The sequence below is a fragment of the Campylobacter concisus genome, assembly GCF_003048575.1.
Lineage (GTDB): Bacteria > Campylobacterota > Campylobacteria > Campylobacterales > Campylobacteraceae > Campylobacter_A > Campylobacter_A concisus_U.
This window is the reverse complement of record NZ_PIRZ01000004.1, coordinates 125,752-139,016: the sequence shown is the minus strand read 5'-3', so window position 1 is coordinate 139,016 and position 13,265 is coordinate 125,752. Positions and strand designations below refer to the sequence as shown.

Genomic DNA, 13,265 nt, shown 5'->3' with positions numbered 1-13,265 from the left:
AGGAGTAATCTCTTTGCTTTTGTAAAAATATAAAAATTTCTTCATTTTTTAAGGATACTAAATGCAACAAGATTTCTATTTTTATGCTGCTATATTTTTAGGAGTACTATTTTTGATTGCGATATTTGTCATCTATTCATTTAATAGAGACAAACTCGAGCTAAAGAGAAATTTGGCACAAAAAGAGCAAGAAAATTTTGAAATTTCATCAAATCTAACAAATTTAGTATCTAAAAATAGTGAAAATCTACAGCTAATTAGCGAGCAAAAAGCAAGGCTTATGTCAAATCACGAGCGAATAGACGAGCTCATCAGTGAGATCGATGCGCTAAAAACCAAAATAGCACAAAAAGACGAAGCCGAAGATGCAATGGAGCGCGTGATAAACGAGCTTAAAGAGAGTATCGGTACAGCAAATGAAAGGGCCAAGAATAACGAGGCAAATTTCACTGCAACTCTAGCCGAGCTAAATCAAAATAAAAGTGCTTTAGCTGAAGCAAGTGAGAGAGAAAATAGATTAAAACGTGATATGGCTGTGCTTAGAAATGAAATAGAAGCAAAAGAAAATAGCCTAAAAGAGCAAGAGGCAAATTTATTAAAAGTAAAAAATGAGTTAAATTTGGAATTTTCTAATCTTGCAAATAAAATATTTGAAGAAAAAAGTGCAAATTTCACACAAAATAGCCAAAATTCTTTAGATCTTTTACTAAAGCCTCTAAAGGAGCAAATTTCAACCTTTCAAGAGCGCGTAAATGCAGTCCACGACGAATCAGTTAAAGGCATGAGCGCGCTAGGAACGCAGATTAAGCACATAAGTGAGGTTGGTATCTCAATGTCAAAAGAGGCAAACTCACTAGCCACTGCACTAAAAGGTAGCAATAAAACACTTGGAAACTGGGGTGAAATACAGCTTGAACGCACATTTGAGGCTTCTGGACTTGTAAAAGATGAGCACTACTTGACACAACAAAATTTCAAGAACGAAGAAGGCAAACGTCTTATTCCTGATTTTATAGTAAAGATACCAGATGGTAAGCACCTAATAGTTGATTCTAAAGTCTCACTTGTAGCTTACGAAAAGGCTATCACAGCTAGCAACGAAGAGGAGCTAAATTTAGCATTGAAAGAGCATATTGCTTCTATGAAAAACCACATAGATGGCTTAAATAGTAAAAATTACGGAGAGATCGTACCTGATAGTCCTGATTTTGTATTGATGTTTATACCAATTGAGCCAGCATATATCGAGGCTATGAAATTTGATAGTTCTCTTTTTGACTATGCATTTCAAAAGCGCGTAATACTAGTATCTCACACTACACTTATGCCTATTCTTCGCACAGTGGCAAATTTATGGCGCATAGAACGTGGCAATGAAGAGGCCAAAAATATCGTAAAGAGTGCGATTAAAATTTATGATAAAGTCCGCAATGTGGCCGAGCATATGAATAGACTTAGCAATACACTAAATACTGCAAACAAACATTTTAACGCCCTTGCATCAAGTTTTAGTGGCAGAGATGGTCTTGTTAGTAGACTTGAAAATTTTAAACGCTTGTCTCCAGACGATCAAAAAGATATAGAAGTAAAAGAGATCGGCGTAAATAACGAATTAGAAAAAGAGGATTAGGATATGGCTAGAAAAACTAGCCATAAAAATTTATTTTAAAAGACCTTGTTTTTTCATTTGTTCCATTACTTGAGCAAACATCTCTTTAGCTTGTTTGCAAGTAGCATCTTGTTGCTCTTTTGGTAAAGAAGCTAGTTGGTCCATTGATTGTTTCTTTTGATCTTCATAAATTTTTACTTGTTGCTCTTGTCCAGCTTTTTTGTAAGCTTCAACCATCTTATCGATGTCTGAGAAGTATGATTTGCAAGTATCTGTAAGATCTGCAGCGTTTAGGCTTAGTGCAAAGCCAAGAGTAGCTAAAACTAAAAGTGATTTTTTCATCTCTTTCTCCTTGTGAAAATTTGAAAGGATTGTATCATTTTTATAATATTTTATGACTTAAATTAATAGCCAAGGCAAACACCTTGACTATTTTGGCTTTTAGCCTAGAAATTCGCGCTTAAAATACTCTTTTGGAGCTTTGCAAAGCGGGCAAGCGCCTGGAGCTTTTTTGCCTCTATGAACGTGTCCGCACACCTCGCAAACCCAGATATCTTCTTCATCGCTCTCAAAAAAGCCCTCTTCATCAAGCATCTTTTTAAGCTCTAGATATTCTCTTTCATGCTCAACCTCGACCTTGCCGATCGCGTTAAATAACCTCTCAACATCTCTTAGCTCTTCTTCTTTTGCGATCTTTGCAAAGTCTGGATACATCGTCGTATGCTCGTAGTTTTCGCCAGCTGCAGCGTCAAGTAAATTTTTATCCATCTTATCGATCGGATCGTTCATTAGCTCGTGATATTTTTTAAACTCAGCTCTTGCATGCCATTTCTCATTCTCAGCTGCCTCATAAAAGTGTCTAGCTATCGCGTGATAGCCTGCTTCTTTAGCTAGGTCGCCGTAAAGCTCATATTTATTTCTAGCTTGTGACTCGCCAGCAAATGCCTTCATCAAATTTACAGCTGTTAAATTTTCAGTCACGCATTTCATCTCTTCGCCGCAACAGGTTAGTGTACCGCCGCCAACTTTTTGAACCTCGATCTCGTTGCCGCATTTCTCGCATTTGTATGTTTCGTACTGTCTCATTTTGACTCCTATTTTGATAAATTTTGATTGGATTATAACCAAATAATTAAAATAAGTAAATAATAATTTTTATTGATAACGTATATTATTATTTTATTTTTTGCATAAAATTTGTGTGAGTTTCGTTACAAATTGAGAGACTAGCAAAAGCACAGGATACGCTACTACAAAAGCTTTTACGTAAGCAGTTAGCCAAATTTTTACAAAGCCATCAACAAAGCCAAGGTTTAGATATGTCAGCACAAATGACATAAAAAACGTCATAAATGCTGACATTATAAACGCAAAAATATATTTATAAAATTTTGCTGGCATCATGAAATTTTGCCTATCAGCTCGCCTAGTCTTTTTGAATGATCGAGCGCCTTTTGCCTTATCAAAGCAAGCTTTGCCTCATCGTGTCTGCTCTGATATGATAGCCCTCCGCTATAAACATATCCTGCAAACTCCATTCCGCAAGTATTCGCTAGTGCCTTAAGTGGTGGCAAAAATTCTTCTATCTCGTATCGCTGAAGCGCCTCTTTTTTATAAAGCTCTTCAGGCGCGCCAGAGGTAAATGAAAGCACTAGCTTCTTGCCACGTAGCTTATCTCCGCTGCTGCCATGAGAGAAGCCATGAACTAGCACATCCTCAAACCATTTTTGTAAAAGCGATGGCACGCCGTACCAAAAAAATGGATAAACAAGCACAATCACATCAGCCTTTACAAGCTTCTCTTGCTCGGCTTTTACATCGATCACATAGTTTTTATAAAGCTCGCTTAGTATGTCAAATTTAGCCTCTGGCACGTGCTTTTTTAGCTCGCCCAAGATGATTTTATTTGCAAAGGAATTTTCAAGGTCAGTGTGACCTGATACAACTAAAATTTCACTCATTTTCTCTCCTTAAATTTACTTGCAAACAAAGCTACTTGCCTTGCTGGTATCGCCACCCACGTATGTAGCTACCTTTGGATAGGCACACACTAAAAATTCCTTGCCAGCGTAGGTCCTACTTTTTGCTAGCATGCTCTTTGGCGCTTCGCCCTTTTCGTGCCACGCTTCAAGCGCACTAAGAGGATCGACGTCATCTATGCCGTTTCCGCCACCGCAGTGGTTCATCCCAGGTAGCGCAAAAAATGCCGCGAAATTTTGGCTATTTTCATTATCAGCCTCTAGCTTTTTAAACCAATCCCTTTGATCTTTTGCCGAAAAAACTGGGTCTGAGACGCCAGTTACGATGATTATCTTGCCGCCATTTGCGCTAAATGTGCTAAGGCTTGTTGAGATGGCGTCATTTCTCGCTGCGGTCTCGAAAGTCTTTGGCGTGTCTTTGTCAAAGTCAAAATTTATCGTGTCAAAATTTGGCTGCGCGGGCGTTAAAAAGTAGTAATTCACCGAGCCACTTGAAAGCGTGATGTTTCTAGCGTTTGGCTTGGCGCTTTGTGAGTCGCCTAGTTTCCATTGCCTCCAGCCCTCAGCGCTCACGCCTGAGTCGTAAAACCAGCCACTATAAATTTGCTCGCCCTTGCTGTTTTTAGCTCCGTTAAAGATTTTCTCTATCGCTGCTATCTTTTGCTTTGGCAAATTTAAGCTTTTTGGGTCAAATTTGCACGTTTCCCAAGCATTGATGATCCCATCTTTTAGCCCGTCTAAGCCGTCACATTTTTCAAGCACGGCTTGGCTTAGCTTATCAAGGTCATCCTGCGTTAGGGCATTTGCAAATATTTTCTCGCCTTTTTCATTTTTCGGAGCTATCTTCATAAGGGCTTGGTTGTCCCACTGCTGAGCGATCGCCGCGCGAGATAGCCTAAAGCCAGGGTTTGCAGCGATGACGCCATCAAATTCTAGCGGATAGCGCTGTGCTGCGATGAGTGCTGCCCTGCCGCTATTTGAGCAGCCCATAAAATAGCTGTGTTTTGGGGCTTTGGCGTATGCGGCAACTAAAATTTGCTTAGCTGCGTCTATGACCTTGCCGATCGCTTGATAGGCGTAGTCTAGCCTTGCTTGTTGATCCAGCCCAAACTCAGCCGTTGACTTTGGGTAACCTGAGTTTGTAGTAACGACCGCATAGTCTCTAAGAAGCACTGGCGTGGCTGTGCTTGTTCGTATCGGCACCGCACCAATAGCAGGCGCTACAAAGCCGTCCATACCGCCACCACCTTGAAATAAAAACTTCTCATTCCACTGCTCTGGCAGCCTTAGCTCGTAGTCTATGGCGTACTCTTTGCCGTCCGAGCCTACGCGCCTATATAGCTTGCCATGCACCACGCAGTGAGGCTTTGCTTTGATCATATTTTTACTACCGCCAGTTAGTGCAGACATCCTATCAGCCGAGACTTCGCCGCTCTCATTCCACACCACATCTATCATCTCGTTGTTTAAAATTTTCACATCTTTTAAACTCTCACATCCTACCTTATCAATGGCAAAAGCCGTACTGCCAATGAGTGCCGGTGCGCAAAAAAGTGAAATTTTATTCATAACATCTCCTAAAATTTTACCTTGCTAAATGAGGTCTCGTTTTTGAGACCAAAGCCGTCAAATTCGTCTATTAGCCCAGCTCGCTCTTTTGCGTAAGCCTTGTAGTTTTCGCTGTGGCAGTAGCTCTCAAAGCTAGCTTCGTCTTTGTAAATTTCAACCAGCACCCACTTGTTTGGCGCATCCTTTTTACTAAAGGCAAACTGCGCATAAGCGCCCTCATCTACACTTTTTTGCATATATTGTTTGATGATCTTTTCAAATTTCGCATCGCTTTTTGCCTTTAGGCTTAAGTTTGTGATGTGAAAGTAGGCATCTTTTAGCCTCTCCGGCGTTAAATTTTTAGAAAACGCAGCCCTCTTTTTTACACCAATAGCCTTTTTGCTAGCTAAAATTTAAGCGCTTGCGCTTACAAATTTCTTAAAATGCGCCGAGCTAATATGCTTTTTATAAGCCTCCTCATCCTTATAAAACTCAAGCACGTAAAATAGCTCTGGCCTTGCTCTTTGCGTTTACAAAAAAGATCGCCTGTGTGCCTGGCTCGCTCTTTGAGCTTAGTATTTTTTCTCTGCCAAGCTGCTTTAGCAAAGTCTTGTTATTTGGCGTTGAAAGCAGCTCATATAAGCTCACTTTTGCCTCCGCCCCAAAGGCAAAAGCCGCCAAAACCGCTAGTAAAAATAGCTTTTTTATCATCAAAACTCCTTAAATTTATCTATTCTCTACTCTTTTCATCCAAGCAAAAAGCTCATCAAGGTCGTAGTCGCCGCCATGTCCTTGTCTCCAGACCGCTTCAAAATCAACCTCTTTGCCAGCATTTTTAAGCGAAAGTGCAAGCATAGCAGGTATGGCAAGCGCTAAGTCGGTGTCGTTTGTGCCCTGCCTTATGCGGTAAAATTTCGCTGCATTTTTGTTTTTAGCGTAGTTCATCGCATTCATCATTTTTATGACGCTAGCCTCTGCCATCTGGCCACCACTTCGCTCTTTTGCAAATTTAGTAAAGTGCTTTGCAGGCGTTTTGCTATCGCCAAAGAGATCGTTTTCAGGATTTTCTAGTGCAAGACCGTCAAATGCGACTGGTGCTTTGGCGCGTTTTAGCGAGGCGATGAAGTCTTCAAGCTTAAATGTATATCCAAGCGAGCAGCCCTGCGTGTCAAGCGTGATAAATTTAGGCGTTAGTGTGCTTTTGTCGCTACTTTTTGTAGCGGTAAATGCTCTTGAGATAAGGGCGTTTATATACTCTTTGAAACTGCCCTCGCCGTTTTCATCAAGGCTTAGCGCGTGGCCTTTGGCGTCTTTTAAATTTAGCGAGTTTAGATAGGCTGGAAATTTACTCTTTAGCTCACGTGAGAGCTCTTTTTGCGTGGCGTTTAGCTCACCTGTGATCATCTTTGGCTTTTTGCTCCTGTCGTTAAAGCTAGCCGCGTCAAGACTTGTAAAATCAATCCTTTCAAATTTATCCAAATCCCCAAACATCCACTCATATGCCTCGTCCTCATGCTCTAAATTTGTCACAGGGCAGTAGGCTGAAGCGGCGTAAATTTGATCATCCGCCTTTGCAGCGCCTAGCTCTTTAAGATATGGCTCATACTCTTTTGCCCCTGCACTAATGCCAAGAAGTGCAGACATCGCGCCTCCTGCACTAGTGCCGTTTGAGATGATCTTATTTGCGTCGCCTGGCATAAATTTGTCGTTAAATTTAAGATATCTAACGGCCGCTTTTAGATCGACTATCGCAGCTGGTGCTTTACCGATAAATTTCTCGCCATCTTTTAGTGTCCTACCCCTAGCGCCAACGCTCGCCACGACATAGCCTCTAAGAAGCGCTTCGAGGGTGGCATTTGGTTTTTCGTTTTGGATTTCTGGCTTTGAAGGCATTGCGCTCATATAGCCGCCGATCGCGTTTGGCATAAGGATAGCGCTCTTTTGGTCGCTAAATTTATCCTCTGGCACATAAAAATTTAAGACCTGATAGTCACTAACTGGCTTTGCCACATAGACTATGCCCTCATAAGCTCTAAATTTAAGCGTCTTCTCGCCAACTTGCACGCTTTTTAGCTCAAATTTCTTTTCATCAAATTTAAGTTCATTTCCAAAGCACGCACCTACTAAACAAACCCCTAAAATAGCAACTCTAACGCCTTTCATGATCTGCCTTTTTATTTTGTCCTACTTTTTGCTTTACCAGCCTTGGCGTAGGCTGCCAGGGCTTTAGCGCCTAGTTATCTTTTGGCTCGTATTTGATCGCGTAGTCAAATTTTGGCTTGCTTAAACTAAACTCAAAGCTATCTCTATCGACCGCGCCAACGCAGTAATGGCTATCATAAAGGCGAAGCAAAAACTCCGCCATCTGCTCGCTCGTGTGATACTTTTTAAACGCTTTGTCGTAGTCGTAGCTCTTTTTGCTAGTTGCCACCATGCCAAATTCTGTCTTTGTGGCAGCTGGAGCTAGCACTTTAGCCTGCATTTTTGCCTGCTTGTCCTGTGCTAGCTCGTGGTAAAGCCCCTCGCTAAAGGCGCTTACGAAAAATTTGCTAGCGCAGTATGTGACGGCATTTGGTACGATCTTGTAGCCACCTATTGAAGAGATATTGATGAGCTGTGTATCTTTGTCTTTGTATTTTTTAGTAAAGAGCGTTGAGAGCGTGACAAGTGAGATGATGTTTAAATTTATCATCTGCGTGATTTTTTCTAAATTTTGCTCGCCGACCTTGTTATAGTCACCAAAGCCAGCATTGTTTATAAGCGCTTTTAGCTCATATTTTTCTAAATTTTGCCAAAGAGAGAGGGCATTTTCTTGTTTTGATAGATCACAAATCTCTATGACAACATCAACATCCGAAAATTTAGCTATCTCGCTTTTTAGCTGTTCTAAAAGCTCACCACGTCTTGCAATAAGGATCAAATTCTCCCCGCGCCTTGCAAATACCTTTGCCGCGGCCGCTCCTATACCTGAGCTTGCTCCAGTGATGGCGATGTATCTTTTCACTTCGCGTACTCCATCGGGCTATAAATTTTGACACCTTCGCTGTGGTCATCTTGCGCTACTTGCACGATCACTTTAGCGATATCAGCCGCCCTCATTGGACGATACTCGTCAAAAAAGCCTTTTGGGATAAATTTAAACGCCTTTATCGCCAGATACTCGCCAAGTCTAAAGTCCTTTCTCTCAGCCTCGATAAGTGGCAGCCTAACGACGTGAAATGAGCTATATCCAAGCTCTTTTATCTTTGCTTCTGCTTGGCCTTTTGCCTTTAGGTAAAATGAGCCTGACTTTCTGCTAGCACCTGCAGCTGAGAGTAAAACAAAGCGTTTTGCGCCGCACTCCAAGCCAAATTTGGCAAAATTTAGCGGATAGGTCACATCGACTTTGTAAAACTGCTCCTTGTGCTTTGCCACCTTCATCGTCGTGCCAAGCGCGCAAAATACATCATCAGCGATAAATGGCACCTCATCTTTTAGCTCGTCAAAATTTACTATCTTTACTTCAAGCTTTTCGTGAGTAAATTCTAGTTCATGCCTAGCAAGGGCGATAACCTTACTATAATGCTCACTCTCGCATAAATTTTTTAAAATCTCACTTCCCAAAGCACCGCTAGCTCCAGCTATAAGGGCGATCTTTTTCATATCTTTCCTTTGTAAAATTTAGATAAATTCTATCTCGCTAAGGCAAAAATTTCACTTATGGCCTCTTTTGTATAAATTTGCTCTAGTCCCCTGCCCTTGGCGTAGTCATAAACTAACGCCATGATCTCGTCTAAATTTGTCTCATCAACGCCGATTTCAATAAGACTCGTTGGCGTGCCAATCTTGCTAAACCACTCTTTTAGCTTCTCTATGCCTGCGTCTGCGTCATCCACGCCAAAAATTTCTTTGCCAAAGCGCTTAAATGCCTCTAAATTTCTACTCTTATACCACTTCATCCAAGCTGGCATAACCACACTTAGTCCAGCTCCGTGTGCACAGTCTACTACCGCACCTATGGCATGCTCGATCATGTGATTTGGATATGAGTAGCCAGCTGTGCCAACGTAAGTTAAGCCATTTAGTGCCATCGTAGCAGCCCAGGCAAACTCGCCTCTAGCATCGTAATTACATGACTCTTTTAGTAAAATTTCTGTCGTTTTCATGACCGTTTTGATGTTTGCTTCGATGTATAAATTTATGATCTCAGGCTGAACACTCGCTGTAAAGTAGCCCTCGATGCTATGAGCGATAATGTCGGAAGCCGAATAGACCAAATACTCTTTGCTCACACTTGCTTGAAGAAGTGGATTTATCACCGATACTTTTGGGTAAAGACATGCTCCGTGCATAGCAAATTTCTGTTTTGTGGCTTCGTTTGTGACGACCGAGCCGCCGTTCATCTCTGAGCCAGTTGCTGCAAGCGTTATGATGTCAAAGATCATAAGCGCTTCACTTGGATCTTTGCCGGTAAAAAAGTCCCAAACGTCGCCGTTATATTTAACTCCAGCAGCCACGGCCTTTGCCGTGTCAAGTACAGAGCCACCGCCTATGGCTAGCACGCTATCGACACCTTGCTTTTTTGCTAAATTTATAGCCTCATTTACCTTGCTTAGAACTGGGTTTGACTTCACACCACCGATCTTGCAAAACTCAATGCCATTTGCACTTAGGCTCTTTGCTGCCACATCAAAAAGGCCATTTTTTATGATCCTATCGCTGCCATAGATGATAAGCGTCTTTTTAACGCCAAATTCTTTCATATATCTGCCGATATTTTGCTCTTTGTCTTTGCCAAATTCTATTCTTGTAGGGTTTAAAAAGCTAAAATTTTGCATAGTTTCTCCTTATTAGTTTTAATGATTATAGTTTTGTAAAGCAAAAATTTTTGTTAAAAATAATGAGTAGAAATTTAAAAGTTTCTTAGTTTGATAGGAAGTTTTGAGATGATTTTTTTCGGATCAAAGCTACTTTTAGCATCAACCAAATTTCCAAAATTTTCACCTGTGCTAAGGAATTTTTGCAAATAATAATTGCCTCTATATCCAAGGTCATAAAGAATTTCAGACATCAAAGAAATATCTGCTTCATCTAAAAAATCTGCATGCACGGTTGTTCTTACTTCAAAATCGAAATTTATCTCAAGCAGATACTTTAGTGCGCTAATAAATTTTTCATATAAATTTGAGCCAGTTACGCCCACAAATTTCTCTTTTGGTGCTTTAAAATCAAGTGCGATATAGTCAATCAGCCCTTCGCCTATCGCCTCTTTTAAAATCTCAATATGAGAGCCATTTGTATCGACCTTTAGGCAAAAATTTCTTGACTTAACCTCTCTTGCAAGTTTTAAAAACAAAGGATTTGCCGTGCATTCGCCACCGCTAAAGACGATGCCATTTAGCTTACCTATGCGGCGGTCTAAAAAGTTACAAACCTCAGCCATTTCTATATTGCCATTTGAATTTACAACTTCTATATTGTAGCAATACACACATCGCATATTACAGCCTGCAAACCAAACTACTGCAGCCACTTTGTCTGGATAATCAAGCGTAGTAAATGGCGTTATACTAAAGACTTTATGCAAATTTATGGACCTTTTGAGATTTAAAAGGCACAGAAGATTGTGCCTTTTTTATTTGAGTTTTTGTGTTTTTATTGGCTGCGGTGATTATCTTTTGCAGCAACTTGCGTATTCATCAAATTTAATACGCTCTTTATGCTCGCCTTTTTTACCAAGGTTAAAGCTCTCAACTGGGCGATGATACCCCATAACACGAGTATAGACTACGCATTTTGTGCGTTTATCTTGTACTTTTTCTAAAATTTCTTTTTCTGTCATTTCCTCTCCTTATTTGGAATTGTTTTTCTCTTTTTCTATTAATTCTGCATCACAAAGCGGACAAAATTCATGCTCTCCAGCAATGTAACCATGTTTTGAACAAACACTAAACACAGGCGTTATCGTGATATATGGAAGCTTATAATTTGAGATTATGCTCTTTACAAGCTCCTTACAAGCTTTAGGTGAGCTGATCCTTTCTTTCATATAAAGGTGAAATACTGTGCCACCAGTGTATGAAGTCTGAAGATCATCTTGCAAATCAAGTGCCTCGTAAGCATCGTCTGTAAAATTTGCTGGAAGCTGGGTTGAGTTTGTGTAGTAAATATTCTCCCCGCCACCTGCTTGGATGATGTCTGGATAGCGCTTTTTATCCTCTTTAGCAAAGCGGTAAGTTGTGCCCTCAGCTGGAGTCGCCTCAAGGTTATATAAATTTCCAGTCTCTTCTTGAAATGTCCTTATCTTGTCGCGCAAAAACTCGACCATCTCAATAGCAAAATCACGTCCAAATTTTGTTGAGATATTCTCCTTATCATTTGTGAAATTTCTAAGAAGCTCGTTCATGCCATTTATACCGATCGTGCTAAAGTGGTTGTTAAAGTGCTTTAGATATCTAGCCGTATAAGGATAAAGCCCTCTGTCATACATCTCTTGGATAAATTTACGCTTCTTTTCAAGTGTCGATTTAGCAAGCTCTAAAAGATAGCTTAGCCTGTTATAAAGTGCGACTTTATCGCCTTTGAAGTTGTATCCTAGGCGAGCCAAATTTATAGTGACAACGCCAATCGAGCCTGTCATCTCAGCACTACCAAAAAGACCGCCACCTCGTTTTAAAAGCTCTCTTAGATCAAGCTGCAAGCGGCAGCACATAGAGCGAACATGTCCTGGTTTGTAGGCTTTTTCGTTTTCTATCTTGTTGCCATTCTCGTCATAAGTGTATTGTGAGCCGATAAAATTTTGAAAGTAGCTTGAGCCCATTTTGGCGGTATTTTCAAAGAGTACATCCGCCACTTCACTATCCCAGTCAAAATCCTCTGTAATATTTACCGTTGGTATCGGAAATGTAAAAGGCTGTGAGCACTTATCGCCAGCTGTTAAAACCTCGTAAAATGCCTTATCTATGCGTGCCATTTCAGGCTCGAAGTCCTTATAAGTCATATCGATTAGTTTTTCTCTGCCACGCTCGTTTGCTTTTTTCAAAATTTTCTCATCTTTTACATTTGTAAAGAGGTGTATATCATCACTCGTTGGGATCTGATCTCTTAGGTCGCTTGGGCAGGTGATGTCTATTGTTACGTTTGTAAATGGACTTTGTCCCCAGCGTGCAGGCACATTTAAGTTAAAAATAAAGCTAGTGATCGCCTTTTTGATCTCAGCGTCACTTAGATCATCTTTAAAAACATAAGGCGCAAGGTAGGTATCAAAACTAGAAAAAGCTTGAGCACCAGCCCATTCGCTTTGCAAAATTCCTAAGAAATTTGCCATTTGATAAAGTGCCTCTCTAAAGTGTTTTGGCGCTTTGCTCTCAACTCTGCCACGAACGCCGTTAAAGCCCTCGTTTAACAAAGCTCGCAAGCTCCAGCCAGCACAATATCCTGTAAGGCAGTCAAGGTCATGTATGTGATAGTCGCCGTTTCTATGAGCAAGGCCCTCTTCTTTGCTATAAACAGCGTCTAGCCAGTAGTTTGCGATGACTTTACCGGCGGTGTTGTTGATAAGTCCTGCATTTGAGTAGCTTGTATTTGAGTTTGCAGAAATTCTCCAGTCGGTGCCGTTTATATACTCATTTATCGTTTGAGTTGAATTTATGTAAGTCGTATCGTCATTTAGGCCTAAAATTTGCTCACGCTGAAGCTTGTGTGTGTGGCGGTAGAGCATAAAGCTTTTTAAAACATCAAAATATCCGCTATTAAATAGCTCTTTTTCGATCGCATCTTGGATGTCTTCGACTGTTATTGCGCTTGACTTTTGAAAGATATCTTGGACAACATTTGTAAAAACTTTCTCATCATAAGCTAAATTTTCGCTAGCAAATGCTTTTTTTATCGCATCTACTATCTTATATGCTACAAATTCTTGTCTTGTGCCGTCTCGTTTTAAAATTTCACGCATCGCCCACTCTTTCCGATTGTTTTTAATATGGAGTTTTAAAGTATAGGACAAGAAAGCTTAAAAGATAGATAACTATTTTCTTTTGTTTAATAATATTTATCAAAAAATATAAAATTTTAAAGACTTTTCTTAAAGGATAAATTTACGTTATTTAGCATATATAATGTATATTATTATTTTTTATATTAATTAAAAA

14 protein-coding genes and 1 pseudogene are annotated in these 13,265 nt (G+C 40.3%); 1 reads left to right on the top strand and 14 read right to left on the bottom strand.

Annotated elements, in window-relative coordinates:
- The first annotated feature begins 61 nt into the window (after positions 1 to 61).
- Entirely contained in the window at positions 62 to 1,630 is a 1,569-nt protein-coding gene (gene rmuC / locus CVS84_RS06075; protein ID WP_107691582.1) for a DNA recombination protein RmuC, read from the top strand.
- A 30-nt stretch (positions 1,631 to 1,660) separates the two neighbouring features.
- Here rmuC and CVS84_RS06070 read toward each other — a convergent pair whose 3' ends face one another.
- The 14 genes and pseudogenes from CVS84_RS06070 to CVS84_RS06010 form a co-directional block, all read right to left on the bottom strand.
- Positions 1,661 to 1,951 carry a DUF5339 domain-containing protein gene (locus CVS84_RS06070; RefSeq protein ID WP_107691581.1) on the bottom strand — a complete coding sequence of 97 codons (291 nt, stop codon included), beginning with the start codon at positions 1,949 to 1,951 and terminating at the stop codon, positions 1,661 to 1,663.
- Between the two features lie 99 nt (positions 1,952 to 2,050).
- Positions 2,051 to 2,695, bottom strand: coding sequence for a ferritin family protein (locus CVS84_RS06065; protein WP_021091887.1), 645 nt, complete (start codon positions 2,693 to 2,695; stop codon positions 2,051 to 2,053).
- A 93-nt stretch (positions 2,696 to 2,788) separates the two neighbouring features.
- The gene (locus tag CVS84_RS06060) at positions 2,789 to 3,013 is read right to left on the bottom strand and encodes a DUF2798 domain-containing protein (protein ID WP_107691580.1); all 225 of its coding nucleotides are present in this window, start codon (positions 3,011 to 3,013) and stop codon (positions 2,789 to 2,791) included.
- Complete coding sequence (locus CVS84_RS06055) at positions 3,010 to 3,570, bottom strand: NAD(P)H-dependent oxidoreductase (protein ID WP_107691579.1); 561 nt, start codon at positions 3,568 to 3,570, stop codon at positions 3,010 to 3,012. Before CVS84_RS06055 ends, CVS84_RS06060 begins: the two co-directional genes overlap by 4 nt.
- Positions 3,571 to 3,585: 15 nt before the next feature.
- Positions 3,586 to 5,157 (bottom strand): tannase/feruloyl esterase family alpha/beta hydrolase, encoded by a 1,572-nt coding sequence (locus CVS84_RS06050; RefSeq protein WP_107691578.1) that lies wholly within the window; start codon positions 5,155 to 5,157, stop codon positions 3,586 to 3,588.
- A gap of 8 nt (positions 5,158 to 5,165) precedes the next feature.
- Complete coding sequence (locus CVS84_RS09650; RefSeq protein ID WP_234411914.1) at positions 5,166 to 5,405, bottom strand: putative quinol monooxygenase; 240 nt, start codon at positions 5,403 to 5,405, stop codon at positions 5,166 to 5,168.
- Positions 5,406 to 5,549: 144 nt separating this feature from the next.
- Positions 5,550 to 5,636, bottom strand: coding sequence for an antibiotic biosynthesis monooxygenase (locus tag CVS84_RS09645; RefSeq protein WP_234411913.1), 87 nt, complete (start codon positions 5,634 to 5,636; stop codon positions 5,550 to 5,552).
- The gene (locus CVS84_RS09640) at positions 5,629 to 5,847 is read right to left on the bottom strand and encodes a hypothetical protein (protein ID WP_234411910.1); all 219 of its coding nucleotides are present in this window, start codon (positions 5,845 to 5,847) and stop codon (positions 5,629 to 5,631) included. Before CVS84_RS09640 ends, CVS84_RS09645 begins: the two co-directional genes overlap by 8 nt.
- Before the next feature lie 15 nt (positions 5,848 to 5,862).
- Positions 5,863 to 7,299, bottom strand: coding sequence for a subtype B tannase (locus CVS84_RS06040; protein WP_107691577.1), 1,437 nt, complete (start codon positions 7,297 to 7,299; stop codon positions 5,863 to 5,865).
- Between the two features lie 70 nt (positions 7,300 to 7,369).
- A complete protein-coding gene (locus tag CVS84_RS06035) occupies positions 7,370 to 8,140 on the bottom strand; it encodes an SDR family NAD(P)-dependent oxidoreductase (protein WP_107691576.1) in 771 nt (256 codons plus the stop codon).
- Positions 8,137 to 8,778, bottom strand: coding sequence for an NAD(P)H-binding protein (locus CVS84_RS06030; RefSeq protein ID WP_107691575.1), 642 nt, complete (start codon positions 8,776 to 8,778; stop codon positions 8,137 to 8,139). Before CVS84_RS06030 ends, CVS84_RS06035 begins: the two co-directional genes overlap by 4 nt.
- 29 nt (positions 8,779 to 8,807) lie before the next feature.
- Positions 8,808 to 9,953, bottom strand: coding sequence for an iron-containing alcohol dehydrogenase (locus tag CVS84_RS06025; RefSeq protein ID WP_107691574.1), 1,146 nt, complete (start codon positions 9,951 to 9,953; stop codon positions 8,808 to 8,810).
- A gap of 74 nt (positions 9,954 to 10,027) precedes the next feature.
- The gene (locus CVS84_RS06020) at positions 10,028 to 10,702 is read right to left on the bottom strand and encodes an anaerobic ribonucleoside-triphosphate reductase activating protein (RefSeq protein WP_107691573.1); all 675 of its coding nucleotides are present in this window, start codon (positions 10,700 to 10,702) and stop codon (positions 10,028 to 10,030) included.
- Positions 10,703 to 10,786: 84 nt separating this feature from the next.
- Positions 10,787 to 13,069: pseudogene (locus tag CVS84_RS06010) on the bottom strand (ribonucleoside triphosphate reductase).
- Between the last annotated feature and the right edge of the window lie 196 nt (positions 13,070 to 13,265).